At 37.9% G+C, this 25,632-nt stretch carries 27 protein-coding genes, 2 tRNA genes and 4 pseudogenes; 16 read left to right on the forward strand and 17 right to left on the reverse strand.

Annotated features, from left to right (window positions below; translation table 11 throughout):
- Nucleotides 1-120 precede the first annotated feature (120 nt).
- A complete protein-coding gene (locus RFH42_RS07360; protein WP_308974951.1) occupies nucleotides 121-498 on the reverse strand; it encodes a GNAT family N-acetyltransferase in 378 nt (125 codons plus the stop codon).
- Between the two features lie 87 nt (nucleotides 499-585).
- Between RFH42_RS07360 and hisB the strand changes: the two genes are divergently transcribed.
- The 4 genes from hisB (at nucleotide 586) to RFH42_RS07380 (ending at nucleotide 3,749) form a co-directional block, all read left to right on the forward strand.
- A complete protein-coding gene (hisB, locus tag RFH42_RS07365; protein ID WP_308974952.1) occupies nucleotides 586-1,179 on the forward strand; it encodes an imidazoleglycerol-phosphate dehydratase HisB in 594 nt (197 codons plus the stop codon).
- Nucleotides 1,179-1,796, forward strand: coding sequence for an imidazole glycerol phosphate synthase subunit HisH (gene hisH, locus RFH42_RS07370; RefSeq protein ID WP_308974953.1), 618 nt, complete (start codon nucleotides 1,179-1,181; stop codon nucleotides 1,794-1,796). Before hisB ends, hisH begins: the two co-directional genes overlap by 1 nt.
- A 171-nt stretch (nucleotides 1,797-1,967) precedes the next feature.
- Nucleotides 1,968-2,699, forward strand: a complete 732-nt coding sequence (gene hisA / locus RFH42_RS07375; RefSeq protein ID WP_308974954.1) for a 1-(5-phosphoribosyl)-5-[(5-phosphoribosylamino)methylideneamino]imidazole-4-carboxamide isomerase — start codon at nucleotides 1,968-1,970, stop codon at nucleotides 2,697-2,699.
- Nucleotides 2,700-2,837: 138 nt separating this feature from the next.
- Complete coding sequence (locus RFH42_RS07380; RefSeq protein ID WP_308974955.1) at nucleotides 2,838-3,749, forward strand: DMT family transporter; 912 nt, start codon at nucleotides 2,838-2,840, stop codon at nucleotides 3,747-3,749.
- A gap of 97 nt (nucleotides 3,750-3,846) precedes the next feature.
- Here the strand turns inward: RFH42_RS07380 and RFH42_RS07385 are convergent, their stop codons facing one another.
- The 5 genes from RFH42_RS07385 to RFH42_RS07405 form a co-directional block, all read right to left on the reverse strand.
- Nucleotides 3,847-4,908, reverse strand: a complete 1,062-nt coding sequence (locus RFH42_RS07385; protein ID WP_308974956.1) for an RNA-guided endonuclease InsQ/TnpB family protein — start codon at nucleotides 4,906-4,908, stop codon at nucleotides 3,847-3,849.
- 86 nt (nucleotides 4,909-4,994) lie between these two features.
- Entirely contained in the window at nucleotides 4,995-5,285 is a 291-nt protein-coding gene (locus tag RFH42_RS07390; protein ID WP_308974957.1) for an antibiotic biosynthesis monooxygenase family protein, read from the reverse strand.
- Nucleotides 5,286-5,295: 10 nt separating this feature from the next.
- Nucleotides 5,296-5,691, reverse strand: a complete 396-nt coding sequence (locus tag RFH42_RS07395; RefSeq protein ID WP_308974958.1) for a DUF4870 family protein — start codon at nucleotides 5,689-5,691, stop codon at nucleotides 5,296-5,298.
- Between the two features lie 19 nt (nucleotides 5,692-5,710).
- A complete protein-coding gene (locus tag RFH42_RS07400; RefSeq protein ID WP_308974959.1) occupies nucleotides 5,711-6,340 on the reverse strand; it encodes a DUF1294 domain-containing protein in 630 nt (209 codons plus the stop codon).
- 29 nt (nucleotides 6,341-6,369) lie between these two features.
- Nucleotides 6,370-7,314 (reverse strand): homoserine kinase, encoded by a 945-nt coding sequence (locus tag RFH42_RS07405; protein ID WP_308974960.1) that lies wholly within the window; start codon nucleotides 7,312-7,314, stop codon nucleotides 6,370-6,372.
- Between the two features lie 113 nt (nucleotides 7,315-7,427).
- Here RFH42_RS07405 and hisF point away from each other — a divergent pair, with 113 nt between their 5' ends.
- Nucleotides 7,428-8,186: an imidazole glycerol phosphate synthase subunit HisF gene (hisF, locus tag RFH42_RS07410; RefSeq protein ID WP_374990773.1), complete on the forward strand. Its 759-nt coding sequence runs from the start codon at nucleotides 7,428-7,430 to the stop codon at nucleotides 8,184-8,186.
- 88 nt (nucleotides 8,187-8,274) lie between these two features.
- Here hisF and RFH42_RS07415 read toward each other — a convergent pair whose 3' ends face one another.
- Complete coding sequence (locus tag RFH42_RS07415) at nucleotides 8,275-8,889, reverse strand: hypothetical protein (RefSeq protein ID WP_308974961.1); 615 nt, start codon at nucleotides 8,887-8,889, stop codon at nucleotides 8,275-8,277.
- A gap of 235 nt (nucleotides 8,890-9,124) precedes the next feature.
- On the opposite strand from RFH42_RS07415, the gene RFH42_RS07420 reads away from it, so the two are divergent.
- Nucleotides 9,125-10,132: an AraC family transcriptional regulator gene (locus tag RFH42_RS07420; RefSeq protein WP_308974962.1), complete on the forward strand. Its 1,008-nt coding sequence runs from the start codon at nucleotides 9,125-9,127 to the stop codon at nucleotides 10,130-10,132.
- Here RFH42_RS07420 and RFH42_RS07425 read toward each other — a convergent pair.
- Both RFH42_RS07425 and RFH42_RS07430 read right to left on the reverse strand, forming a co-directional pair.
- Complete coding sequence (locus tag RFH42_RS07425) at nucleotides 10,127-10,372, reverse strand: hypothetical protein (RefSeq protein ID WP_308974963.1); 246 nt, start codon at nucleotides 10,370-10,372, stop codon at nucleotides 10,127-10,129. The two genes, RFH42_RS07420 and RFH42_RS07425, sit on opposite strands and share 6 nt — an antisense overlap.
- 82 nt (nucleotides 10,373-10,454) lie before the next feature.
- A complete protein-coding gene (locus RFH42_RS07430; RefSeq protein ID WP_308974964.1) occupies nucleotides 10,455-11,516 on the reverse strand; it encodes a DNA/RNA non-specific endonuclease in 1,062 nt (353 codons plus the stop codon).
- Nucleotides 11,517-11,839: 323 nt separating this feature from the next.
- Here RFH42_RS07430 and RFH42_RS07435 point away from each other — a divergent pair, with 323 nt between their 5' ends.
- Entirely contained in the window at nucleotides 11,840-12,223 is a 384-nt protein-coding gene (locus RFH42_RS07435) for a hypothetical protein (protein ID WP_308974965.1), read from the forward strand.
- Nucleotides 12,224-12,284: 61 nt separating this feature from the next.
- On the opposite strand, the gene RFH42_RS07440 is transcribed toward RFH42_RS07435, so the two are convergent.
- The gene (locus RFH42_RS07440) at nucleotides 12,285-14,165 is read right to left on the reverse strand and encodes a potassium transporter Kup (RefSeq protein WP_308974966.1); all 1,881 of its coding nucleotides are present in this window, start codon (nucleotides 14,163-14,165) and stop codon (nucleotides 12,285-12,287) included.
- Nucleotides 14,166-14,286: 121 nt separating this feature from the next.
- Between RFH42_RS07440 and RFH42_RS07445 the strand changes: the two genes are divergently transcribed.
- Nucleotides 14,287-14,376, forward strand: a tRNA-Ser gene (locus RFH42_RS07445).
- Between the two features lie 192 nt (nucleotides 14,377-14,568).
- Here the strand turns inward: RFH42_RS07445 and RFH42_RS07450 are convergent.
- Nucleotides 14,569-16,005 carry a DUF262 and DUF1524 domain-containing protein gene (locus RFH42_RS07450; RefSeq protein ID WP_308974982.1) on the reverse strand — a complete coding sequence of 479 codons (1,437 nt, stop codon included), beginning with the start codon at nucleotides 16,003-16,005 and terminating at the stop codon, nucleotides 14,569-14,571.
- 15 nt (nucleotides 16,006-16,020) lie between these two features.
- A pseudogene (locus tag RFH42_RS07455) lies at nucleotides 16,021-16,671 on the reverse strand (DUF262 domain-containing protein); the annotation flags it as partial.
- Nucleotides 16,672-17,065: 394 nt separating this feature from the next.
- On the opposite strand from RFH42_RS07455, the gene RFH42_RS07460 reads away from it, so the two are divergent.
- The 4 genes from RFH42_RS07460 to RFH42_RS07475 all read left to right on the forward strand — a co-directional run bounded on the left by RFH42_RS07460 (nucleotide 17,066) and on the right by RFH42_RS07475 (nucleotide 19,213).
- Entirely contained in the window at nucleotides 17,066-17,296 is a 231-nt protein-coding gene (locus RFH42_RS07460; protein ID WP_016657754.1) for a hypothetical protein, read from the forward strand.
- A 250-nt stretch (nucleotides 17,297-17,546) separates the two neighbouring features.
- Nucleotides 17,547-17,622, forward strand: a tRNA-Thr gene (locus RFH42_RS07465).
- Between the two features lie 125 nt (nucleotides 17,623-17,747).
- Nucleotides 17,748-17,960, forward strand: a complete 213-nt coding sequence (locus RFH42_RS07470) for a hypothetical protein (RefSeq protein WP_308974967.1) — start codon at nucleotides 17,748-17,750, stop codon at nucleotides 17,958-17,960.
- Nucleotides 17,961-18,514: 554 nt separating this feature from the next.
- The gene (locus RFH42_RS07475; RefSeq protein WP_308974968.1) at nucleotides 18,515-19,213 is read left to right on the forward strand and encodes a hypothetical protein; all 699 of its coding nucleotides are present in this window, start codon (nucleotides 18,515-18,517) and stop codon (nucleotides 19,211-19,213) included.
- Nucleotides 19,214-19,368: 155 nt separating this feature from the next.
- Here the strand turns inward: RFH42_RS07475 and RFH42_RS07480 are convergent, their stop codons facing one another.
- From RFH42_RS07480 to RFH42_RS07495, 4 genes and pseudogenes are all read right to left on the reverse strand, one after another.
- Nucleotides 19,369-19,671, reverse strand: coding sequence for a helix-turn-helix domain-containing protein (locus RFH42_RS07480; RefSeq protein ID WP_308974969.1), 303 nt, complete (start codon nucleotides 19,669-19,671; stop codon nucleotides 19,369-19,371).
- Nucleotides 19,664-19,981, reverse strand: a pseudogene (locus RFH42_RS07485) (type II toxin-antitoxin system RelE/ParE family toxin). The gene RFH42_RS07480 and the pseudogene RFH42_RS07485 overlap by 8 nt, the downstream one beginning before the upstream one ends.
- A 196-nt stretch (nucleotides 19,982-20,177) precedes the next feature.
- Nucleotides 20,178-20,600, reverse strand: coding sequence for a hypothetical protein (locus tag RFH42_RS07490; protein WP_308974970.1), 423 nt, complete (start codon nucleotides 20,598-20,600; stop codon nucleotides 20,178-20,180).
- Complete coding sequence (locus tag RFH42_RS07495) at nucleotides 20,587-22,017, reverse strand: hypothetical protein (RefSeq protein WP_308974971.1); 1,431 nt, start codon at nucleotides 22,015-22,017, stop codon at nucleotides 20,587-20,589. Before RFH42_RS07495 ends, RFH42_RS07490 begins: the two co-directional genes overlap by 14 nt.
- A 136-nt stretch (nucleotides 22,018-22,153) precedes the next feature.
- On the opposite strand from RFH42_RS07495, the pseudogene RFH42_RS07500 reads away from it, so the two are divergent.
- The 4 genes and pseudogenes from RFH42_RS07500 to RFH42_RS07520 all read left to right on the forward strand — a co-directional run.
- Nucleotides 22,154-22,402: pseudogene (locus RFH42_RS07500) on the forward strand (integrase core domain-containing protein); the annotation flags it as partial.
- Between the two features lie 486 nt (nucleotides 22,403-22,888).
- Nucleotides 22,889-23,011 (forward strand): annotated as a pseudogene (locus RFH42_RS07505) (hypothetical protein); the annotation flags it as partial.
- Nucleotides 23,012-23,282: 271 nt separating this feature from the next.
- A complete protein-coding gene (locus RFH42_RS07515; protein WP_308974972.1) occupies nucleotides 23,283-23,771 on the forward strand; it encodes a MarR family winged helix-turn-helix transcriptional regulator in 489 nt (162 codons plus the stop codon).
- A 29-nt stretch (nucleotides 23,772-23,800) separates the two neighbouring features.
- Complete coding sequence (locus RFH42_RS07520) at nucleotides 23,801-24,139, forward strand: DUF6616 family protein (RefSeq protein ID WP_308974973.1); 339 nt, start codon at nucleotides 23,801-23,803, stop codon at nucleotides 24,137-24,139.
- A gap of 218 nt (nucleotides 24,140-24,357) precedes the next feature.
- Here RFH42_RS07520 and RFH42_RS07525 read toward each other — a convergent pair.
- On the reverse strand, nucleotides 24,358-25,632 hold a 1,275-nt coding region (locus RFH42_RS07525; protein ID WP_308974974.1), incomplete at its 5' end, for a YadA family autotransporter adhesin.

The raw sequence follows: 25,632 nt of genomic DNA on the forward strand, positions 1-25,632 counted from the left end.
CTATCACGCCGATGGGGCGTATTAAACAATTATCTACATTTCTCGTCAAGCATGATTTTAAAAAAAATGTGCGATAGCTTATTTTTAAAACAAATCTACGACCAGAAGCAGTCAATCCCCTTATAGTTTACCGATATGTGTCAAACAACGACGAATTGCACCACAACCAGGTTCAAAACTTTCTACGCCCTTAGCTTCTTCCATTTTACATGCCTCTTGCACTAAACGTTCAGCGACACCACGACCTCGATTTGCAGGATGAACGACTATATTTTCGAGTACCCTGCTATCGCCTTGCCCGCTCGACCAAATCGCTCCAATTATTTTTGTATTAAATACAGCAGCATAAACTAGGGTATACTGAGCTAAATTTTGCTCAAGTTGTTCAATTGCATCTTTACCGTCTGCAAACTCTGGGCTGGTATCATAAATACGTTCCAGTTGACTACGAATTTCGTCATTTTCCAGTGTTGTGTATGGATGTACAGTAATTGGCATTGATTAACCCTCCAGAGCAAACTAATATGCCATGACATTGTCACAGCCAATATTTTTTATTTCAAACTTTTTTTGAGGAATGTGTCCATGACGCAACGTATCAGTGAAGTCGTTCGCAACACCAACGAAACCAAAATTCGCGTTCGAGTGAATCTTGATGGTACAGGGCAAGGCACCCTCAATACAGGTATTCCCTTTTTAGACCATATGATTGATCAAATCAAACGTCATGGACTATTCGATATTGATATTCATTGTGACGGTGATCTAGAAATTGATGATCATCATACTGTAGAAGACTGTGGTATTACACTTGGTCAGGCTTTTGCTCAAGCTTTGGGTGATAAAAAAGGCTTACGTCGTTATGGTCACTTCTATGCCCCTCTTGATGAGTCGCTGAGTCGTGCTGTGGTTGATTTATCTGGTCGTCCAGGTTTGTTTATGGATATTCCATTTACACGAGCAATGATTGGCCGTTTTGATGTCGATCTTTTTTCAGAATTCTTCCAAGGCTTTGTAAACCACGCTTTGATTACCATTCATATTGACAATCTCAAAGGCAAAAACAGCCACCACCAAATTGAAAGTGTATTTAAAGCTTTTGCACGAGCTTTACGTATGGCTTGTGAAGTCGATCCACGTGCTGCAAATACTATTGCTTCAACCAAAGGAACACTTTAATGACCCGTATTGCACTACTCGATTATGGTATGGGAAATTTGCACTCTGCTGGTAAAGCTTTAGAGCATGTTGGTGCTCGTGTAGATATCACCAATGACCCAAAGTTAATTGCCCAAGCAGATAAAATTGTTTTTCCTGGCGTTGGTGCCATGCGTGATTGTATTCAAGGTATGCAGCAAGCAGGCATTGATGAGGTGATTAAAAAAGCTGTTTTTAATAAACCTGTACTTGCGATCTGTGTTGGTATGCAAGCACTCATGGCACACTCTGAAGAAAATGGCGGTAGCGAAGCACTCGGTATTTTCCCTGGTACAGTAAAACGCTTTCCAGATTCAGCTGAACTCAAAGTTCCACATATGGGGTGGAATCAAGTTCAACAACTTGATCCTACACACCCGATGTGGCGTGATATCCCACAAGATAGCCGTTTTTATTTTGTTCATAGTTATTATGTTCAACCTGAAAATACAGACCTTATTGCAGCACAGTGCGATTATGGTCTAAATTTTTGTGCTGCAATTCACCAAGACAATCTCTTTGCAACCCAATTCCATCCTGAAAAAAGCCACACAGCAGGGTTACAATTACTGAAAAACTTTGTTGAGTGGAAAATCTAAAATTGCAATGGAAGTATCATTTGTTTAATGCTTCCATTCGATTTCATTCAAGAATCTTATTTTTTCTAATGTGCAAATAAAAAGCAGTACGGAGTACTTAGCGAATGTGAAATACTTTGCTAAGATGGCGGCAAATAATTTGTTCAAATGTTACAGGCAAGGAGCGTAAGCATGCTGATCATCCCAGCAATTGACCTTAAAGATGGTAAATGTGTTCGTTTAAAACAAGGTCGTATGGAAGATGATACCGTATTTTCCGATGATCCAGTTGCAACAGCACAACATTGGGTCGATCAAGGTGCACGACGCTTACATCTAGTCGATTTAAACGGTGCCTTTGCAGGAACGCCTATCCATAAGCCTGTTGTTGAAGCAATTGCAAAAGCACAACCAGACTTACCTATTCAAATTGGTGGTGGGATTCGCTCTTTTGAGACCATTGAACACTATCTTGAAGCTGGCGTAAGTTTTGTCATTATTGGCACAAAAGCAGTTAAAGAACCTGAGTTTGTTGAAGAAGCATGTAAACGTTTTGCAGGGCACATCATTGTAGGTATTGATGCCATGAATGGCATGGTTGCTACAGATGGTTGGGCAAACGTTACTGATGTTAAAGCTACTGATTTAGCAAAACGTTTTGCTGATGCCGGCGTATCAAGCATTGTTTATACCGATATTGCTCGTGATGGTATGATGCAAGGGGTTAATGTTGAACAAACTGTACATCTTGCACAATACTCAGGCTTACCCGTTATTGCTTCTGGCGGTGTAACTAATCTTGATGATGTACATCACCTCAAAGGCCAACCTGGAATTTTAGGTGCAATTACTGGTCGTGCTATTTACGAAGGCACACTAAACTTGCGTGAAGCTCAGCTTATCTTAGATAACCAAACGCTTTAAGTACTTAAATCTAATATCCGAAGCTATTAAAAAAGAGATCAGCATGATCTCTTTTTTATATGGTCATTTCTCCCTACAAAGAACGCTTCACGATATAATCTGAACGTCGTTTTATCTAATCCAATATTTCCCTCATTCATGTCAAATACCTCTCGTACTTGGATACAATCCAATGCACCACAGCTCTCACTTCTCTTTATGACGCTCATTTGGGGGGGAACTTTTATTGTGGTGCAATATGCGCTCAATTACAGCACACCTATGTTTTTTGTTGGTTGTCGCTTTGCTGCAGCAGCACTTGCTGTCAGTCTACTCTATTGGCGTGAGCTTCGTGGTATTACACAAAAAGACTGGATTGCAGGTCTAATGATTGGTGCATCAATTGCTGGTGGATATGGTATGCAAACCATTGGTCTACAAAGTATTAGCAGTAGTGAATCTGCGTTTCTGACTGCGCTTTATGTTCCCTTAGTGCCTATTTTACTTTGGATTATCTTTCGAAAAGCACCATATATTATGACTTGGATTGGCGTTATTATGGCTTTTTTTGGATTAATTTTACTCACAGGAAACGGATTAAATCAGTTACATTTTAACTTCGGCCAAATCATTACCCTCATTGGATCAATTTCAATTGCCTTAGAAATTATCTTTATTGGTTATTTCTCCAAACACGTCAATTTAGCACGTGTGACTGTTCTACAACTTATTTTCGCCTCGCTCGTTAGCTTTGCAAGTATGCCAATAATTGGGGAAGTCGCGATTCCAGCATTTTCATGGCCGTTATTATTAATTGCAGCAGGACTTGGATGTGCCAGTGCTTTTATTCAATTGGTAATGAACTGGGCACAGCGCTTTGTTGACCCAACTCAAGCTGCAATTATCTATGCGGCTGAACCCGTATGGGCGGGTATTATTGGACGTATCGCAGGTGAGCGCCTACCCTTTAGTGCTTTAGTTGGCGGCATGTTAGTGGTCTTAGCGGTAATTGTGAGTCAAATAAACCCCAAATTTTTACAACGAAAGCTCAAAATAAAAGAACCACAGTAAATAACATCAATGAGTTAACAATCCGATTGAACTGATAATGAGATACACGGCGTGTAATATTCAACAGTAGGAAATGGGCTTTGACATCCTCACCCCCTTAAATGGGAGTGATTCCTACTGCTAGACGCTTATGTCCAAGCGCAAGAATATTCAGTGCGGAATTTATATCCCGATCCCATGAGCTACCACACTCATGACACTGCCATTCTCTTATTCCAAGCCCGGCTCTACCTTTCGGACTACTGCTTGATATACTCTTGCAGTACGAACAAGTTTGGGTGGTATAGGATTCATTGACTTCTTCAAACGATACCCCTGCGTTCTCGCATTTATACTTGAGCATTGTTTTTAGTGCCGAAAAACCAGCATCTAAAACAGACTTAGCCATTTTAGTTTTTACCAGTTTGGCAGCACTTAAATTACCAACGACTATCAGTGCATTATTCTTAACAAGCATCGTACTTGCTTTATGCAAATGGTCTTTACGACAGTTTGCAATCTTGGCGTGTAAGGCACGTACACGCTTTTTATTCCTTGCTCGTTGAGCAATCCCGAGTCTCTGTTCATATTTTCGATAGAATTTAGGATTAGATATGACTGTGCCATCAGAACAAGTCGCCACATCCTTTAAGCCCAGATCAATACCTATAGATTGCTTTGCAGTGGATTGTTCCAGCTTCGGTAAGTCCACAACAAGGCAAACATACCAACGACCACGACTATCTTCAACGAATGAACCAGTCTTAACACTGTATTTGCTTAAGCCGTAGCTATCCCATACTTTGAATTGACGCTTACCATATTGAACAGATCCATCCGTGCATTTAATCGCAGCCTTTTTAAAGGGTATCCATCCAAGTGAACGTCTAGCAGATTTCTTGTTACTCACACGCCATTTAAGTTTTGCTTTTTTGAATTGCTTTCTACGTGTAACCAATTCCTCGGTAATTGCTTGAATAGTTTGGCTATGCAAATTACACAGTTTTGATGTACCTGAAGTATATTCATTGACATCGTAGGCACTAAAAAAATGCCCTGTACGTTTAAGATGTTTGAAACACAAATCATTAACATAGTTCCAGACAAAATTAACCTCTGATGCAAGTTGATCTAGCATCTTACAATGTTTGTCTTTTATGCGTAATTTAAGGGTTTTCATAGCCAAATTATAGCAATTTAATATACCAAAAGCCTTATAGCATAAGGTTAAGCGACGAAATATGTCATATGGCTTACGCCAGTCACTTATATCCTCACCCTGAACGATGAGGTTTTACGCTCCATCGGATAAAAATGATGCAATAGCGCCTTCCACTGTTGATATTGCGCCGACGCTCTAAATCCTTGTTGATGATCCTCAATACGCTGCCACTGAATGCATAATAAATACCGATCAGCCAACTGATGATGCTTGAGCAGCTGCAAACTTAAAAAGCCAGGCATCTCAGCAATCAAGTTTTTGGCTTGTTGCATTGCCTGCTCAAATGCCTCAGATTGACAAGGCAAAATATGTAATTCAACATGCTCAAGAATCATGATTTACTCACTATTCAGTGTACATTGCCTTACCATCACCTAAATTAATCATGCCACGAATTGCTCGATACACAATCCATATCCATGACAAACCAATAACAGCAAAACAAAAACTACCTGCTCCTAATGCTATTCCAAAGAAAGCATCTGGATTTTCACCCGTAAAAAATAGAAAGAAAAATGGAATAAAGGCAATCACATTCCAAAATAAATACCACCAAAAACTGCGAATTTGCCAGCGAAAATGACTTTCATAGAGCGTTCCTTTGACTCGATCTAAACGCACATAGTTAATAATTAAAGCAATAATCGCCAAAATACCTGCTGTAAAAATAGCAAGGATATAAAGGATATATAGGGCGAAAGTTAAGCTTCGATCTGCTTCTTCATTTAAATTTTGTTGCATGTTAAGCTCCCTTAAACCATTAATGTAACATAGCACTTAATGGTGAAACCAACCACATTAACAACAAAATATGAAAAATAATCGTCAAACGATAAATTTTAAGAAAAGAGGATTTCTGAGTTTTATGACGAAGTTTTTGTTGTGCCAACCAAGCTGCAGGCCAGCCCCCTAAAAAAGCCAACACATGTAAAGTTTGTTCTGGTACGCGTCGATTACCCAACTGTGCAGCTTCTTTATCTTGACTATAAAACCAGTAACAAATCATATTGATTAAAATAAGCAGCATAGGTAACAATGCAGGCAAAAGTCCAATGGCAGACAAAAGACTAATCATCAAAATATAAGCCACAATCAAAATAACCATAGGTGACTTAAGCTGAAGCGGCTGTGCTTTGATTACATTAGTATGATCAATCACGTTATTTTGCATTTGGGCTGCTTTAACATAGATCGCTTGTATTGCGCGATAACGCCCTTGCCCATCAACAGTAACTTGATAATCCAAACCACAACCAACGATTGGGCGTGGGCCAGGTTTAGAGAAGTCTTTTATATGTAAAAAAACACGCGCTTTATTGCGATCATTGGGTTGAATAAAACCATAACCTTTTTCATCATGCCATTCGACCAAACGCCCTTGATCACGCATATACTGCCTCTTTTAATTCTTTATAAAGATCAAATCGCTTGCAAACGATTAACGACCATCGCTCTCATTTCTAAGGGATTTTTAAACAAAATATCATCACCATTACGACCTTGTGCTTGATTTTTCTGCGCCACAGACAAACGCATCAACCAAAAACGACATGCAACTACAGCCAAATAAACAGGCAAACAGACTTTTTCATCTTCAGTCAAAGCACGTACTTGAGTATAAGCTGCGACATAATGAGTAAATTTCTCAGTATTGAGCTTTGATGTTGGATACTCTGTACAGAAGTCATTTATGCTAATTGCTAAATCAAACAACAATTCATCATAATTCAATTCATAGAAATCTAAAATACCTACTAATTCATCACCTTGGAATAAAGTATTATCACGAAATAAGTCTGAATGAATAAACCCTTGTGGTCGATTTGGGTAACGTTCACGTGTTTGCTGAAATAAATCTAAAACTTGTTGTAACAGTGCAGCATCTTCCTCACTCATATTCTGTTTTAGAGTATAAGCAACATTTTTCCAATACTGATGGTCTCGACTAAATTGGCGTTGTAAAGGAAAATCTCGCAATGCCACGTGCATGGTTGCTTGTGCTCGAGCAATTTCTTCAATTTGTAATATACTTGCTTGTTCTGGATGTTTCCCTTCTAAACGTGGTGCAATTTGTGCTGCTTTCGCTGCAATATGATGAATCGCACGTTGTTGGTATTTTAATGGCACAGCAACAGGAAGTTGATACTGCTGCAAACGATCCAATACAGGCACAATTTCCCCAGCCTGAACCTCATCCATTTCTTCAAAAACGGTCAATACATACTGTTTATGGTCTATTGTCTTCAAAAAATAATTCGTATTTTGAATACCCGCCTGTATCGGAATTAATTCAATCACCTCAAGCCCATAGGGCGCTGCAAACTCCTGAACCTGCGCTAAACTTAAAGTGGTATAAACCGACATAGAATTCCTGCAAAAAAATCAACATAAGTTTGATAGAATACTCGTTCACACTATCAAGGTGTAGCATCTTGGTAGCAAAGTTTAATAATCGTCTGTAATTGTTGGAAAAAATTATGCTTGCCAAAAGAATTATCCCTTGTCTAGATGTAGACAATGGTCGTGTGGTTAAAGGTGTACAGTTTTTAGATATCCGGGATGCAGGCGATCCTGTTGAAGTCGCACGTCGTTATAATGAACAAGGTGCAGACGAAATCACATTCCTTGACATTACAGCAACATCAAGTGGGCGTGATACAACATACCGTACAGTAGAGCGTATGGCTGAAAGTGTGTTTGTTCCTCTCACTGTCGGTGGTGGTGTCCGTAAAGTTGATGATATTCGCTTATTACTTAATGCAGGTGCAGATAAAGTCAGTATTAACTCGGCTGCAGTATTCCAACCTGAATTTGTGCAAGAAGCTTCTCAACGTTTCGGTGCACAATGTATTGTTGTTGCAATTGATGCTAAGAAAACTGCTGAAAACAAATGGGAAATCTTTACCCATGGTGGCCGTAAACCAACCGGAATTGATGCCATTGAGTGGGCCGTCAAAATGGCTGAGTATGGTGCAGGTGAACTACTTGTAACTTCAATGGATGCAGATGGCACCAAAGCAGGTTATGACCTAGCACTTATGCGTCAAATCAATGATCGCGTTACTATTCCTACAATTGCTTCTGGTGGAGTTGGTAATTTACAACATCTAGCAGATGGTATTTTAAAAGGTGGTGCAGATGCTGTATTGGCAGCCAGTATTTTCCACTTTGGACAATATACTATTCCTGAAGCAAAACAATATCTTGCTGCTCAAGGCATTGAAATGCGTCTTTAAGTACAATTTTAAGAAAAGGAGTTCACAAGGGACTCCTTGATCATCAAACAATTACACAGCAAAACAAGGTGATCATTGCCATCTTGTTTTATTCTTGAGTTACAGGACAGGCTAATCTTTTTTCCACCCACTTTACAGGAACATAGCGTTCAGCTTGCCGATTCAACCAAGCAGAAATGACCTGAGGCAACGGTATACCCAAAGGATTTTGTTCTTGTAATTCTACAGATGAGATAACACGTGTACCAAGTAAGTAATCAAACCAAGGTTTCGTCACACACCAATTGGCGTCTTGATTACTATTCATGTGATGATCATAATGCCATGGAATCGTTTTCTTTGCCCAAATAGGGTCCAAATGCGAACGGCGATGGATATAATAATAATTTCCTGCACTATACACAGCCGCAGCAACCATTCCTTTTGAAATAGGGTAAAAAATTAGACTAGCAGTAGCAGCCACGACAGCCAATGACACTATTTCATTGCGTGTACGCCAATTACTTAAACCCTCAACATAACCTTGGTCGTGAAATTCCTGCTTACGAACATAACGATGGTGTTCCCAATGTGATTTCATACTTTTAGGTACTGGGCTAAAACGGGCCTTTCCAGCACGATGCGTGCCATGTAATAAATATTTATGTGCAACCCATTCAAACCCATTTGCAGCAACAAGTCCCACAACAAAACCTTTCAACATAGACTCAACTCCTATGATGTTTATTGCAACACTATAACGCTGTTTCCAGAGGAAATATTGACACCAACACTCAACCTGATTGACAAATCACGACAGAATTATTTATATATTTCACGTAGAATGTCTATTTAATCAGGTTTAGTGTTTCACAGCATGATTACCTACGACACATTGAGTTCTTTTCAATATTCAAGACTATTCACGACAACTTCATGACCTTATAGATCATACCAATATGTCACAAAAACAAAAGATTAATGACTATTCTGGCTCTGTATATGGCGGCTTAGGCCAGCTGCTCTATACTTTTTGTCAGGCCAAAAATATCCCTGTATCGCCACAATTACAACGGGTACAACAACTCGAACGTTTTGACTTTGCTATATGGCGTGAATTGCTAGATGAAATTTTTGATTGTATTCCTAGTCCAACTTTAGGCCTAGAAATTGCCAGTTTTGTTGAAGCCAAACATTTAGGAATTATTGCTTATGTTGCTATGTCCTGTGAAAACTTAGCAGAAGCGGTACAACGTTATTATGATTTACACCGATTAATCTATGATGGCAGCCCATTATTGATTGAGGTTGAGCATGATTACATTCAAATCCGTTGGCGTGAGCTGCCTATGCATTTAGCAACCCAATTAACAGATGAAATCGCAATTGCAATCTTGGCTCAGTTCCTAAAACAGCTATTTAACACACAAGACCAACAACTGTTCCAAGTTCATTTTAGTTATGCTAAACCTAAGCAACAACATGCTTATGAAGCTTTTTTTTCTTGTCCAGTACACTTTTCTCAACAACACTCAGCGCTACGGCTATCGGCAGATCTATTGCAGCATCCCATCAAGCATGCTGACCAAACCTTACAAAAACTGCTAATGCAGCAAGCCCAAGCGCTACTCCAACAGCTTCCCCATAGCACACAACTAGACGAGCGATTACAGCAAAGTATTCTGATTGGACTACAAAAAAATAATTATCAAATTGATACAGTTGCGCGACAGCTTTGTATGTCTACCCGACAGCTCCAACGTCACCTACAAGCACAACACAGTAGCTATCAACAACGCGTTCAACAAATTCGCCATATGTTAGCACTACACTATTTACAAGACCGACACTTGAGTTTGCATGAAATCGCCCTACTCTTGAGTTATTCAGAGCAGAGCGCATTTCAAAGGGCATTTAAGCAATGGACAGGCGATACGCCACAAAATTTTAGAAAAAAGAGCTTATAAAAAAGGATTCTCAACCTCTTTGATCGTCTCAATTTTAATTTTCTCAGCTAAATCAGGTTGCTGCTCCAAATGCTTCACAACATCATTGAAAAATGTGGCAAGCTTTTGTGCAACAGCTAAGCCCTGCTGATCTTTGGTGATTTGTAAATTACCATAGATATTTATGTGATCTAACTGATTTTCAAAAGTTAAGTCATAAATTGCAGATGATTCTGTTTCAGTTTCAAAAGGTTTAAACATTTTAGGCCTCTGTTTTATTGTGACGTATTATTGGATTTGTTTTATGCAACTCCATCATAACAGACCCAATTTTTACATCTACTTAACCTGCCAAATATTTCAGCACATAATGTAATAAGCTTTGAATCAATTGCGGTGGTACATCATTGCTTGATTGATTACCAGACGTAGATTCATTATTTGCAACACTCAATGTGCTATTAGATGCATTCGGTTGGAACTTACGTTGCAATGCCTGTAGATCATTTTCTGCTACAGGTTTAGCACACTGGCTCTCCCCATCCCAAAATGCATAGTTTATAGATTGATTCGGTTTAACTTGCTGCGCAGTTAATGGCAATTGATAGACGTCTCGTTTTGCATCTTCGCTCAGCTGAGTAAAAATATTGATTCCAGTCAACTCTTCAAGTTTACAAACACTAATGACCTGAACCTGCAATGAATTATTGTTAGGTGCATAATAAACACCTATTGCCCCTTTATGCGTTCCACTCTTATTGTTTGGAACATAAATCGCTTTATATACAGCCGTTGGAACCAATACACCATTTCCAATAGTCTTAAGCTTTTTCGCATTAAAAACAGGCCCAGTCACTACATAAACATCTTGCTTCTGTTTAGTGACAATCGCACGGGTTGCTTCTTCGAGTTCACGCCAGATCTGTTGGTTATTTTTAGGTGCTTGTGGCACCATATTTGCCAAAGAAAAACTATCAGCTTGTGATGATTTTGTACTCATATCACCATTCGGAGCCATATGTCCTCGATCATAACCCGAGCCACGATAATCTGATAATAAGGCTCTATGTTGCGAACTAACTTTTAACTCTTCATGAAAGCTATCTTCACGTTTAATTTTTTGACTTAAACGTTCTGGATATAAATGCTCTGCTACCCATAACGGTGTTTTGGATACACCAGAATACATTACATTAAAACCGTCAAAACATAATGGATAAGTATGGTTCTGCAAACTTTCACGGTTTAAATAAGGTGGTTGTTGGCGATAGAATTCGCCCAAACACGTACCACTCTTACTCTGAACCGCTGGTATATATTGTGCAATTTTATCTTGACCAAAGACAAAAGCGACAACAATAGAAACTATGCCCCCGAGCAAAATTTTAATGCTTGAAGTCTTCAATTTATGCTTCTCTATCTAAAATAATATTTAAGACACCGACACAGATTTACTGAGATACTCTATATTTCAATGTGTACGACAAAAAAAGAGCTTAGCAATTCGCCACAATGATGTATATCGACACAACAACTAAGCGGATAAAGCTTAGACAAAATAAGCTGAATAATATAGGGCTGTGCGTAACAACTTGTCGTTCTTATTTTTCAATTCTCTATAAAAGCGCTGTCTTTGCGTATAAGCAATTGCTGTAACGCTCAAAGCTATGCCAAGCTGAATGACTACTTTCGTTCCATCATTATTTCTAAATACCTTAGGAAGATATTATGCAATTGAAACTCATACCCTATTTTCTAGGTTTATCGATATTTAGCTTAACTGTTTATGCAGAACCACCTTTACAAGCAGGAGATACACTAGAAAGTCTAAGCAAAGTAAGCATTCAAACCAGCGTCAATGGTCAACCAGGCTCTATTCAAGACTTAGTTGACTCAGGACAAATCCAAGTGATACAGGGATCCGAGCACAATCCATCTACAACAACACTCGAATCAACACCTTCCCAAACTTCAGAACAATCATCTACCACCGACTTATTCACAGAACCAACCTCACCTCAGTCCAATACAACAATACCTTCAAATAACTCACCATCCACTTCATCAGACGCTATAAATTCTGAACCTGAGGTTCACCCAGCTCATCCCTAGCAAAATCTAATATAAAAAAACCAAGGCTGAAGCCTTGGTTTTTAGTTAATTGAGACCTACTCTAAATCTCAATTTGACTTCCCATTTCCACTACACGATTGGGTGGAATCTGATAAAAATCACTTACAGGGCTGGTATTACGTTGCATTGAAATAAAGAGTTTCTCTCTCCATGGTGCCATTCCATCACCCACGGTATGAATCAAACGATCACGAGAGATAAAGAAACTGACATGCATCATATCAAGCTGGAAACCTAATTGCTCATAAGCATATTCGAGTGCAATGGGAATATTAGGCACATCTTTAAAACCATAATAGACAAAAATACGATAAAAATGACTATCGAGCTTTTCTACACACACTCGCTCAATCTTTGGTACATACGGTACATCACGAGTAATAACAGTGACCATGATATTGCGTTCATGTAAGACTTTATTATGCTTAATATTGTGTAGCATTGCATGCGGTACAATATTTGGCGTTCCCGTTAAAAATACAGCATCGCCAGGCACAAAAATAGTTTCACTACTTAGACTGACACTTTTAATAAACAGGTCTATAGGTAAAGCATCTTTACCTAAGCGTTTTAATACCAATGCTCGACCATCTTTCCATGTCATTAAAATAGTAAATGCCACTGCACCAATTAAAATAGGTACCCACCCACCTGAAGCAATTTTTAATGATGTTGAAGCAACAAAAATAAAATCAATAATTAAAAAAGGAATGGCAAACGATGCAACTTTCCATAGTGGCCAACGCCAATAACCATAACTCAATACCGAAATTAAAATTGTGCCACAAAGCATGGTCATCGTAACTGCTACACCATAAGCACTAGCCAACTTTTCACTACTTTGGAACAATAAAATTAAGATCAATACAGAAACGAAAAGTACCCAGTTAATGAAAGGTAAATAAATTTGCCCCTGCTCGACATCAGAAGTGTGACGTACGCTTAAACGTGGTAAATAACGTAATTGAATTGCTTGATTTGCCATAGAGAACACACCAGTAATCACCGCTTGTGAAGCAATTACTGCAGCAGCTGTGGCAAGTGCAATCATTGGATATAAAATTTGCTCTGGAACCAATAAATAAAACGGGTTGGCAATTGCAGTTGGGTCACGCAGTAACAATGCCCCCTGACCCGCATAGTTCAACATTAAACTTGGCAATACAATAATAAACCAAGCTAAACGAATAGGCATACGGCCAAAGTGCCCCATATCTGCATAGAGTGCTTCACCACCAGTCATGGTGAGGATCACAGCTCCCATTGTTAAAAAAGCCACATAGGGTTGGTGTACGATGAAATTAATAGCCCAATATGGGTTCATCATACTTAAGACATATGGCGTCTTAGCAATGCTATACACCCCTATAAGACCAATTGAAACAAACCACAATAGCGTTACAGGGCCAAAGAGTTTACCCATAGTACCTGTACCATGACGCTGTACAAGAAATAAGGCCGTTAAGATCCCTATTGCTAATGGCAACAGCCATTTGTTAAATACAGGTGTAGCAATACTCAGGCCTTCAATTGCCGAAAGCACTGAAATTGCAGGTGTAATAATGCCATCGCCAAAGAATAAAGAAGCACCTACAAAGCCTAAAGCAATTAAATAAATCTTTTTATTTTCAGAAATACGTGTAGTTCGCAAATTAAGCGCAAGCAAAGACATAATACCGCCTTCGCCATTGTTATCTGCACGCATAATAATCGTGACATATTTAAAACTAATACTTAGCATCATACACCAAAAGATTAGCGACAAAATGCCAAGCACGGTCGCTTCACTAATTGCTATATGCGCTGTAAGAAAACACTGGCGTAAAGCGTACAGAGGACTAGTACCAATATCCCCAAACACAACACCTAAGGCTGCAAGCGTAATCGCAGGCATAGCCATTTTTTTTGCAGAACTTTGCATAAGGATTCATCAATTAGAACACTAATTTTTCGCAATAATATCACTGAGCTAAAAGTTTTGCTTGAAATCAATGTTTCAGCTTGGCATTAGCATCGTTTTTCGTTATCATCCCTCGCGCAGTGGTGAGGTGTCCGAGTGGCTGAAGGAGCACGCCTGGAAAGTGTGTATACGTTTGCGCGTATCGAGGGTTCGAATCCCTCTCTCACCGCCAAAGATTATGATCATGAGATCTCATGATGTATTAAAGGCTTAAACCTAAAGGGTTTAGGCCTTTTTTAATGTTTCATGATATCCACTTTATCCAATGCAATCCCCCATGTAGAGGGGGATAATTGGGGGTATCGCGATTTAACCCTGTATTTTATACCCCCTAATATCTCTTCTTATCCCAAACTATATAACTTTATTCAAAAGCTCCAATCTGCCGTTCAAATGCCTGTGTAACCAACGTCATCACATAAGAAATATCTTCTGGATTATCTAACCCCACTTCAACATCACCATTCCCCCAACGACCTAAATGAGTTATATCTCGACACAACCCACGCGGATCATCTATATCGGCAAAAGGCATATTTAATGATAAACGCAGTCGTTTTGCCTGAGGTATGACATCTACAAAATTCGTTTCAGCCTTAAATGCAACATAAAGCTTCTTCACTTCTTCTGTTACACAAGGGTCCAATTCCAATACGGTTTTACGAAATTGCTGAAATAATTCAGCCATTTTTCCAACTGATATATAAAGATGATCTTCCAGACTATACTCACTGGTTTGTTCATTTTGTACTTTATAAGTATCCATTATATCTTGGGATAATGTCACTGCTGGCCATACATAAATCGCCTTTTCGGCCAACTGTTTTGCCCGTTTTATTATCGCGGTTTCATCCCACCTTTTTTCGGACGAAATACCCTCATTCATCTTGAGTGGGCTAAATTTAAAACCAAATTCATGTTCACATTTAGCATCAAAAGAATTATTACTATATTCCGAATTGTATCCAGTCAAAGTTAAATTGCCTAAAGTATGACGATAGGTTTCCCAAACACGTGCCCAATCACTTCCAAGTTCAGAACGCCATATCTGAGGTAGCTTTTCAGATTTATTATCAGCCTGTGGCATGATGTGCTCAATGGTATATTCATTCACCAAAATTCGCTCTTTACGGTTAAAGTTTTCCATCCGTCTTAACCAATAACTTTTACTTCTGAAATTATAAATATCTTTAGTTTGAATTTTCCTATAAAACTCATCATCGCGTGGAAAACGCCTATAAGAAGGTAATAAAAGAAAAGAGACTTTTATGCTTTCAAGATAACGATCTTTTTTGGGTCCTATACCCATTCGAGCGAAAGTTGTATTCATAGAGTTCGTTGGAATTTCACAAATGGCACGTCTAAATACATAACTTTCAATTACGCGAACAATAGAAACAAACTCATCATGCTCTAATAACCTTGTAGAAAAATCAGAATATAATTCAAGCAAGAATGGATATGCCACATCCACTTTAAGTTCCCGTAGGTCTTTAAAAGCCAACTTTAATGCTTTATCTTTTTCCTTATCTAAAGCAAAAGCACAAAAATAAACGGCATAGTTTTTAATATCCTTAACTAGTGCATCTATACCATCATTTAAAACAGAACTCTGTCTCGAGTACTCTTTAAATACCTCATATACTTCATTAATCTTAGGTATCTCCCTAGTTTTTACCGTAAGAAAATGACGCATAAAACTATCAAAGTAATCGCTATAAGCTTGCTGTCCAAATGCCAACTCCTTTGGCCGCCAATACTGCTCATAAAGTTGGGTCTGATGACTTGGCTCAAGTCCCATAAGAATATAATTTCGGATTAAATCTGCTTGACTAAGCTCCTTATCTGTTGAGTTCATGCTTTCAAATATAAGCTGAGGGTTATCCTGCTCACGATCAAGCGAAATATCAACAACCATCAATTTTGCCAATCCACTACACACAGAAGTCAAATCACCAAGATTTTTCAAATTAGATTTAAAAAATTCAAAATTTTCAACCACACGAATAGACATATCATCTGGCTGTTCCATTCGATTTATAATGGCCTTGAGTGATTTATCATCAGTTTGAGACAAAATCAATTTATAGAATTTTTCCCCACCTTCTAAAGGATTAGTTAGATAGTAACCTCTTAATTTGGCAGCACTAAAGTCCTCTAGAGGCTCTTGGTCACCAATGATTTCAACCAATGCTGCAATCAAAAGCGTGATCGTCGTTAAACGTTATTGCCCATCAATAACTAAAAGAGGTGACTGTGATGATACTGAGTACAATCCTTTCTCAGCATAAACAACAGACCCCATGAAATGTGCGCTAATGTTATTATTTTTACCTGCGCGAATAATATCATCCCATAGCTGCTGACATTCTTTTTCTTTCCATGAATATATTCGTTGATAAATTGGAATAACAAATTGAGGAGATTTTTTCAAAAAGTCTAACAATTTGGCTTCTGTAGCTTTCATATCACATTGGCCCTTCACTTAGTACTAAAATGGGTACATTACTTATCCACTGTTTCTAAAAATTTGGATATATAGTTAGTTAAAATAGAACCAAATTTTCTTCATACTAGCATTATTTTTCTCATTAAATCATACAGATAGGATTTGTCTTTTTAACTTACTTTAATCCTTTCAAATAACAATCATTATGGTATTAACAATATTGCAATAGCCTACATACTATGCTTAATTTTTCCCTATAAATTTATAAAAATTAAATTGATACAGGAAAGTTCTTGCCAACAGACATCAACCGATCATATAAATGAAATGTGTAAACACTACACTCTAAGTGCGGCATCCAAAAACCTAAAAGCGTAATGAAAACATAGAACACTGCTATTCGGGAGTCGGAATGAATAACAGCATGAATTATGTCAAGCAGATTAAAAATGCTAAACGTGGCGGATATACACCAACCATTGCGAAGGATATAAACAAACATAAGATTCAAAAAGTCTCACGTTTAATAGAGGAATGGCGATCTCTCGCTAATGAATTAAAACCACAAATGCAAATCGATATGGCACTTACTTTAGAAGAATGCGCTCAAGCCTTAGATCAAATTTTAAGAGGAAAATCTTAGTCATATAACATTATAAAAGGTAACTTTTTAATTCACCCATACGCTCTAAATTGGACCGCAATCCATCTTTTTCCATCTACAGCTCACATTTGTGAGCTGTTTTACACTCCTCTTATCTAGATTAAAAATCACTACAACACTATTTTTTGCATATAAATTAAGCAAAAAAATCTAATCATCATTATTTTGAATAAAAAAATGAATTTTTTGTTTGCAATCTGATTCAGTTTCGGTAAAATCACGCCACGTCGCCGACATAGCTCAGTTGGTAGAGCAACTGACTTGTAATCAGTAGGTCCACAGTTCGAATCCGTGTGTCGGCACCATTATTAAACCTCGTAATTCTAAGATTTATGGGGTTTTTTATTACCTAGTGTTTTTCGAGCCATACTGTTTCTTGGTCCATCTATAGCTCCATAATTTCGATAGTCTGAAGGCAAACAAGCGCTATTTGGAATTTACAGGTATTGTATATGGTGATTACCAGTACATATCTCTTGCATCGATCCAAAAACAATTTCGAGATATACCGACTGAATTTGTACTTGGTGATCGTGCTTTTGATGCGAAAACAGGTGAGTTGATTTCTGGTCCAGCATCTCCTCTTGCAAAAGCAAAACATCCATTTGACGACGAAGATGTGTTTGATGATGAAGACGAATAGCTAGGATCATGGTTAGTTTCCTGCCCTATGTCTAAAAGCAGCACATACAGCGCCCTATTATTTTCGCTTCACCAAACATCTTGCTCGACTAGGAGTGCTGCACACTCGCAGCGCTCTTTGGCGTAGCAAAAAACTTGGTAGGTATAGTAGGGGGAAATTTGATCTCTGTCATTTTTTTGGTTTGCTGTTGGCTTTCCTTCTGCCTGTGTCATTTGCTAGGGGGAGTTTTGCTTATGATTATTTTTTTTTGGCTGCGCTACGCTTTGGGCACAGCCATGATTACGAGGATCGACACGGATTCGGTTGCTCACCCCCTCAATACAGGACCACAGCAATGCTGTTTACTTAGGGGCATTTTGGGGCAATCTCGCCGTAAGCATGGTCTGTGACCATGAACATCATAAAGCAAACATTTTTTATTGGTGAGAATATAGACACTTTAAATGGGTTCTAACACAAAAATGGGAGCTATGGCTCCCATTTTTGATTTCGTATAAGAGGTTTTATGTTAAATAATAATTATCTGGATAAGCAATTGCTGATAAATGGTCAAAATGAATAGAAATAAGATTGAACTACTTGCTTCTGCCAATTGGTCTCGAACAAACTGGGATTTAAGTTGGGAGTCCATAATAAAGTTAGATGAGCTTTTGCCTAGAGTTGGTGAAAAATACCAAATTTCTTTACAAGACTCTGAAGCTCAATATACTAAAAATGGGCGATATTATTTGCTTTGGTTCCCTCCACATTCAGAACTAAATACTTTGTATGATCGACCAACTGAAGTTTTAAAATCTTATGTTATTGAGGCTGAACTATCTCAAGGTGAGTGGATTAAAGAGGGTCATAGTTTTAGGGCAGAACGAAGTTTTAGTACAACGATAATTTCAGTCAGAAGAGTGCTTGAGTATTTACCCGAAATTCAAGTCATACAGGGGCAAAAAATTTCTCAATATTTTGAGTGTCATCCTTATCGAACTGAATTCTTTAAGTGGGATAATTTTTGTTTGTTCATAGTGGAAGATCAGTATCAGCATACTGAATTGTTATTCAATATTGATCAGGAAAATTATTATTTAATATTTGTCAATGATTGGCTCTCGTATTCCTATGATAGCTATATTTGTAAGTATTTACTCGATGCTCAGCAAATTGCTTTTTTAAAGAAATATATGATTGAATCAAATAAATTGACATCATATACAGATGATTTAGAGGAAGAGTATCTAGTTCAAGGGGCATTGTATATGTAAAGAAACTTTTCACAGAGTAACTTAAGCAAATTAAACTATCTGTGTTAAAAACTAGAATGGTTTAACTGTTCTGTTAAATTAAGAAGAAAATCTAAAATTAACATAATACGGATTATCTGAAAGAAGAAAGGCAGCCTAAGCTGCCTTTTCTATTGTTAAACATTGAATCCTATATGTTTTCCTGTTGGAAGCTCTACATCAATACGGAGCTTTCCACCCATAGCTTCAACATACTTTTTCATGGTTGAAATCTTAAGGTCATTCCCTCGATTTTCGATTGCTGAAAGAGATGGTTGTTTGATTCCAAGGGTTGCAGCCAGTTCTTTTTGGGAGATCTCTAGCTCTTCGCGAATAAGATGAAGTTGAGTTTCTAAAAGTAATTCCTCAGCCATTTGTTGAATACGTGCTTGGCTCTCTGGAGAGCGACTAGCCAATAATTCCTGTAAGGTTTTAGCCATTAGATTGATCTCCTAATGTTGAGAGATGAAGCTCGTATTGCTGGTCTGCAATTTCTAGCATCTCTTTATAGAAACGCTTTTTACCACCTTTATCACCGATACACAGCACAATGGCCTGTCGTAATGGTTCAAATGCGAAGAAGACTCTCAGTGGTTTACCTCGATGCTGAACGCGTAGCTCTTTCATATTGGTAAATTTAGAGTCATACACTGTATCAACTAAAGGGCGACCTAAACTTGGTCCCTGCTGTTGTAAAACAACCAAAGCAGCTAAGACTTTCTCTTATGTTGATTCGTCTTGCTGTTCCAGTCATTCATTAAAAAGATCTATCGCGATGACTGTCCACATACTATAACTACAATATAGATTATAGCCTATATTTTATAGTGAACTCAGTCAGTTTTCAAATGGCAATAAAAAAAGCCCGACATCCTGTCGAGCTTTTTCGTATTTGACATACATAAAAGTTATGCTTTTTTTCTAAATAGTTTTTTCTCGAATCAAACTATTTAGTATAAATCCATGCCCTTTTAAAACCATCTAAACAAGAATTTTCTAAAATATCCAAAGATTTCAATGAATTCTCATTTATTGAAATCATATAACCATTCACTCTTATATCCTGGCCAACCTTTAAACTAGTATGTTCATCACTAATAACATCACCTATAAGTTTAAAAGTCTTAGGGAAAATAATAGGAATATCTTTTTTAATTCCTGTTGTTAAATAAACACAATTATTTTCAACTTTAATAGTCCCACCAGTAAAAGTAGGCCTCCCCCCATGAATTATTTTATTATATGTAAGTAATCCACGTTGTTTTGAAGATATTTGACTATTTACAACTTTTGAATCAAAAGTACATCCTATTAATATAAAAATAGGTAGTACCTTGATAATAAAATAATATTTTCTACTGAGTAACAATTGTTGTACCTATAGAATATAAGTAATCAAGACTTGTATATCTTGCTATAGTTACAGGTGTTGATGAATCCTGACCTTGCCAATCACAACTATGCATAATTCCATAACCTGTCGTTAAAGCAAACCAAGGACCACCACTATCACCATGATAGCAGCGCAATGAGCCTTGTCCTGATGTATGAGGATGTCCGGCATTACCATTTGTATTTTTAACTATCACAAACGTATTTCCATTACCATCAGCATTAGAACCATTAATACTATCTACTTCCCCACAACTTTGTGTAAGAGTTGTGGCATATTCACCAGTTTTACCAAGATGGCAAATATAGGCGCCATTTACAGTACCATTATCCCATGCTGTTCCAGCTCTTGATTTAGTTGCAGTTAGTTTCCGATAATTAACACTAGAATCTGCATAAAATTCAGCTTTGGCAGCTTGTGCTGCACTGGTTCCTGCTGGTAAGAATCCTAAATCAGCAACAGAATCATCTCTCCAACCACTAGTAATAGGTTGAGATGCAGATAAAAGAGGAATTATATATTTAGTACCATCACGATCAGAATATTGAACATCTGACATATTTTCATCTACATGTGCACAATGCCCTGCTGTGATAATCCCCATCACACCATTTCTTTTACCAATAAAACCACTAAAACAAGCAACTTGACCTTTGATTGAAGCAGGAGTCGTAGCTAATAAAGGAGAACCCCCTCTTGTAGCCACACGAGATGAATATGGAACAACGATGACGTTCACAGGAACATTAAGAATTCTTTCGGCAACTTGCTTCGTACTACCATTATCAGACTTTACATATACCTTTGCAGCTCCGGTTTTTTCATCATCATAAACAAGTGTCAAATTAGGTAACGCTTTTTGTAACTCTTGCTTTTTATGTGAAATATTTTTTAATCGCTCTTCTTTTGTCTTATAAATTTGCTTGTTGAAGCTAATGGCAGCTGTTAAAGGTTGCGAATATTGGTTAGCGACTGTCCGAATATCTGCATCACTTACATTAAACTGCTTTCTTAAAGCTGCATTTCCTTTACTCGATAATATACTTTGAACAGCTTGAGATGATTGAGGTTGTATACTCAATACCTTTGGTACATTTGTAGAATAATTAGCTACATTTACTTTTAGACCAAAATCATTTTTGCTGTTATCAAAATACATCCCTTGAAGATTATTTTTCACCTCATTTCTAATTTTAGAAATTGTTGAACTTGTACCATGCATCAAAATTAATCGTCGAACAGCCTCATCATAAGGAACACCATATGAACTGGCATAAAATTTTGCATCTACTGCTAATGCCTCAGCTTCATCGACAATATTTGAACTATTTGCAACAGCATGAACCGATATTATAGAAGCAAGAAGAATAGGATATTTTTTAAAACTTTTCATATTCTAACCTTGTGATAAATTATAGTTTTTTTAAATTACTCTAAAAAAACAAATTTAACTGGTTAAATTTGAAACAATTTATTAGTTTTTCCTAGATTACATACCAAAATCCATGCCCCGATTTTGCTTAGATCCCTTAAAGGAGCATCAAGTGATTCCCTCAATGACAGATGGATACGACTGTTACCAAAATACATTAGCTGAAAAGATTAATGGAATACTTAAGCAAGAATTTCTAAAAACACGTTGTAATAGTATGGAAGAGTTAGATCGCCTGATTGCAGAGTCGATAGAGATTTATAATTGTTATCGGCCTCATTTAAGTTTAGGTATGCTGACACCAAATCAAACGTCTGAAAAAGCAAGAACCGAGTTAATTACTTAACTCGGTTCTAAATGAAATACTGTCAACCTATTTTAGGACGAGACACTCAGGTATGACTCCTGTCGTACCTCACGATCCTCGTGCTGGGCTTTGTTGTTTTTATTTTATGGAACATCCTGTTCTCTATGGGTTAATCATAAGAAATACTACGAAACTTGTGTAGAGGCCATACTCTTGAATAGATGTGAGCATAAGCGTACAGAATGGGTTGAAATTTATCCCAAAGCTTATCCGCAGAATTTGGGGATTATTTTTGGGCTTAAAGTCATACTAGCTGTATTGGATTGATTTTTGGTTAAAAAACAAACTAATTTATTGGCAGAATGTTTCAGTTTTGATCATAAAAAAGCCGATATGTTTCCAAATCGGCTTTTTGCTGTTTTTTAGGTCAATTGATTGTTTTTAAGTACATGATTTTTAAATATGCATTTCGCATAAGTGCCATTATGTTAAATAGATGCAAAATTCCATGGTGTTTAGAGTTCTCATCAGAGCCAACGTTTTGGTTTCTGGCCATGGCGAGTTGTACGCCCAGTATTATGGGGTACAGCGGTAAAATGGAATACGCCCGTCGATTGTGCAGCTTTAGGCGGTAAAGAAGCCCTCTAATTTCCCCCTCACCTGCTCCTGAAATAATTGACCGATGGGGGGAATTTATTTCAGGAACTCGCAGCATGTACATAACGCACCAAACCTTGTTGGTACAGCTTTTGACATAGTTTGGCTGTCATGCTGATTTTAAAATCATCCAGATTAAATTTACGCTGATGGATTAATACTAAATAGTAAAAATTTCACTGAAAGACGATCATCTATACCCTGTTGACAGGGTTAGATATTATTCATATAGTTAGCCAACTAACTATATGCCAACAAACCAATGAACTTAGATCAAAAATATACAGCACTTTTAAATGAAGCACAGAAGCGAAATCTACCGGATGTTGAAGGTATTCAACTGTGTTTCGAAACACTTTCACTTGCTGCAAACATTGATCGAGATTGTGCCAATCAACTCTCCGTTTACGGATTGTCAGAAGGAAGATTTGTACTCTTGTTCATACTCTATGCAGCAGGTGAAAGTATTGCGCCAAAACAATTAGCGGAGCAAGCAGGTATCACTCGTGCCACTGTCACAGGTTTACTAGATGGCTTAGAACGTGAGCAATTAATAGAACGACATGCCAATGTAGTAGATCGACGTGCTTTAAACATTGAGCTGACTGCAAAGGGTAAATTGATCGCAAAACAGGTCTTTGACCAGCATAGCCGTTGGATCGCTAGTTTATTTGGCAATTTATCATCACAAGAACGTCAACAACTAAGTAATTTATTGGAAAAAGTTTCCAACAACATCAAAAGTAATTGATATATCACCCATACAGTTAAGGACTAAACATGAGCCACTATCTTATTGAGTTATACACACCAAATTCAGCGTGGAACGCACTATCTAAAAATGAGCGCAAACAATATTTAGGTAATGTTGCAACAGCAATGGGTGGACTACTTGAGCTTGGTGTTAAACCACTTACACTGACTCAAATCGACACAGCCGTTGAGCAGCGTAGCGAACACTTGTTTGTAGCTGTTTGGCATTTTCCTAATTTAGCAACACGTGATGCCTTACTTAGTGGGATCAAAGCCAGTGGTTGGTATAATTACTTTAGTCATGTGAATGCCGCAGGTATAGAAACCAGTTTTGCTGAGCATCTAGATGCACTCTGTAATATTTGAGGGTTTAACAAGTTACTTCTCTTGTACTGACTCAGGCCATATAACCATACGCGATATCTTATTTAAGATAGCTAAATAACAGCATAAACAGATACAGCGACTGTATATTCTTTCATACAAACCATTGATAATAAATAATAAAAGAATCAGACCAATCAATGATCTAATTCTTTTTAAAAGAGTTTAATGTGTTAAAGTCGTGTATTAAATATCAGCTGTTACCAAACTCGACTTACCCCAGCACCAATAGTCGTTTTGTCCTGACTATCAAATGATGCACTTGTTTTAAATGCCCAACGGCCATCATTGGATGAAATTGAACCACCAATTGCTACCGCATTTTCACCACGATGGTTACCGATACCGATACCAAATGATTTCTGTCCTCCAGCCATCACTTGAGGAATATTGGCCATTGCTGCAACACCTGCTATACCAGCGCTAGAGCGTTTATCCACTTTATTAACATACTCACCCATACCATCAAGTCGTTGATTTAGAGCCTCTGTTCTGTCATTAAAGCTTTTTGACACATTATTCAATTGTTGAACATTTACAGCATCTGTATCGGCTGTTCCTGCAGCAACATTTGTTAATTGACGCTCATTACCAACACTACCAATTGAAACAGTATTATCTCGATCAGCGATAGATCCATTGCCCAAGGCTACAGAATTTTTACCAGTTGCTTTACTGTTATTGCCTAAAGCAGTTGAATCCTTCGCACTGGCCTCTGCTCCATTACCTCCAGCCAATGAGTTTGCGCCAGTTGTTTTAGGTTTTACAACTGCCTTATCCTGACTAACCTGGAACATACCGTCAGCACCCTTTTGAATATTGGTAACATTGCCTTTAACGGTTGTTATTTCTTCTTTTACAGTATTAAGACTTTCACTAAGACCACCAGTAACCTCATTAATGCGGCTATCTGTATATTCTTTGGAAGAAGATAAAACGCTATCTAACTGCCCTTTATTCACTGCATCAGAGGCTTTAACACCATTACCAACATTACCAATCACCGTACCACCAGATGCAACAACTTGATTGCCTTTGCTATCTGTAGTGATTTTGGCCTGATCACCAGCTAAAGTCAGCGAGTTTTTATCTACTTCACCCTTAGCATTTGTATCGTATTTAACACTACTCTGATTTTGACTAATCACACCAGAAATCTGCGATTCTAGGTTATTTACTCGCCCGTCAACATTACTAATTGCAGCACCCACACTATTTACGGTTATACCCCCCACATGATAGTTCGGTGCAATCACTTTACCATTGGCATCAACTCTAGAGCCTCCACCAAGTGCATTCGCTATACTTTCATGTATAGAGAAGAGTTGGCCACCATTAATCGCATCACGTGAGCCACTCGCAATCTTACCTGCAGCCACATTACCCAGTGCGGTACCTGCACCAGCATTGTCTTTTAACAGTACCTTGCCATCGGCAGTATAAGTCACCGCTTCAATCAAGTTACCTTGACCATC

Source organism: Acinetobacter rudis, assembly GCF_031157835.1.
Taxonomy (GTDB): domain Bacteria; phylum Pseudomonadota; class Gammaproteobacteria; order Pseudomonadales; family Moraxellaceae; genus Acinetobacter; species Acinetobacter rudis_A.

Bases quoted from the DNA above. Each gene is read 5' to 3' on its own strand.
- RFH42_RS07440 (WP_308974966.1), bottom strand. From the start codon at position 14,165: ATGCAAAGTTCTGCAAAAAAAATGGCTATGCCTGCGATTACGCTTGCA.
- RFH42_RS07360 (WP_308974951.1), bottom strand. From the start codon at position 498: ATGCCAATTACTGTACATCCATACACAACACTGGAAAATGACGAAATT.
- RFH42_RS07495 (WP_308974971.1), bottom strand. From the start codon at position 22,017: ATGAAAAGTTTTAAAAAATATCCTATTCTTCTTGCTTCTATAATATCG.
- RFH42_RS07475 (WP_308974968.1), top strand. From the start codon at position 18,515: ATGAATAGAAATAAGATTGAACTACTTGCTTCTGCCAATTGGTCTCGA.
- RFH42_RS07460 (WP_016657754.1), top strand. From the start codon at position 17,066: ATGAATAACAGCATGAATTATGTCAAGCAGATTAAAAATGCTAAACGT.
- RFH42_RS07425 (WP_308974963.1), bottom strand. From the start codon at position 10,372: ATGTTTAAACCTTTTGAAACTGAAACAGAATCATCTGCAATTTATGAC.
- RFH42_RS07400 (WP_308974959.1), bottom strand. From the start codon at position 6,340: ATGCGTGATCAAGGGCGTTTGGTCGAATGGCATGATGAAAAAGGTTAT.
- RFH42_RS07415 (WP_308974961.1), bottom strand. From the start codon at position 8,889: ATGTTGAAAGGTTTTGTTGTGGGACTTGTTGCTGCAAATGGGTTTGAA.
- RFH42_RS07520 (WP_308974973.1), top strand. From the start codon at position 23,801: ATGAGCCACTATCTTATTGAGTTATACACACCAAATTCAGCGTGGAAC.
- RFH42_RS07385 (WP_308974956.1), bottom strand. From the start codon at position 4,908: ATGAAAACCCTTAAATTACGCATAAAAGACAAACATTGTAAGATGCTA.
- hisH (WP_308974953.1), top strand. From the start codon at position 1,179: ATGACCCGTATTGCACTACTCGATTATGGTATGGGAAATTTGCACTCT.
- RFH42_RS07390 (WP_308974957.1), bottom strand. From the start codon at position 5,285: ATGATTCTTGAGCATGTTGAATTACATATTTTGCCTTGTCAATCTGAG.
- RFH42_RS07395 (WP_308974958.1), bottom strand. From the start codon at position 5,691: ATGCAACAAAATTTAAATGAAGAAGCAGATCGAAGCTTAACTTTCGCC.
- RFH42_RS07480 (WP_308974969.1), bottom strand. From the start codon at position 19,671: ATGGCTAAAACCTTACAGGAATTATTGGCTAGTCGCTCTCCAGAGAGC.
- hisA (WP_308974954.1), top strand. From the start codon at position 1,968: ATGCTGATCATCCCAGCAATTGACCTTAAAGATGGTAAATGTGTTCGT.
- RFH42_RS07380 (WP_308974955.1), top strand. From the start codon at position 2,838: ATGTCAAATACCTCTCGTACTTGGATACAATCCAATGCACCACAGCTC.
- RFH42_RS07405 (WP_308974960.1), bottom strand. From the start codon at position 7,314: ATGTCGGTTTATACCACTTTAAGTTTAGCGCAGGTTCAGGAGTTTGCA.
- RFH42_RS07515 (WP_308974972.1), top strand. From the start codon at position 23,283: ATGAACTTAGATCAAAAATATACAGCACTTTTAAATGAAGCACAGAAG.
- RFH42_RS07435 (WP_308974965.1), top strand. From the start codon at position 11,840: ATGCAATTGAAACTCATACCCTATTTTCTAGGTTTATCGATATTTAGC.
- RFH42_RS07420 (WP_308974962.1), top strand. From the start codon at position 9,125: ATGTCACAAAAACAAAAGATTAATGACTATTCTGGCTCTGTATATGGC.
- RFH42_RS07450 (WP_308974982.1), bottom strand. From the start codon at position 16,005: ATGGGACTTGAGCCAAGTCATCAGACCCAACTTTATGAGCAGTATTGG.
- hisF (WP_374990773.1), top strand. From the start codon at position 7,428: ATGCTTGCCAAAAGAATTATCCCTTGTCTAGATGTAGACAATGGTCGT.
- hisB (WP_308974952.1), top strand. From the start codon at position 586: ATGACGCAACGTATCAGTGAAGTCGTTCGCAACACCAACGAAACCAAA.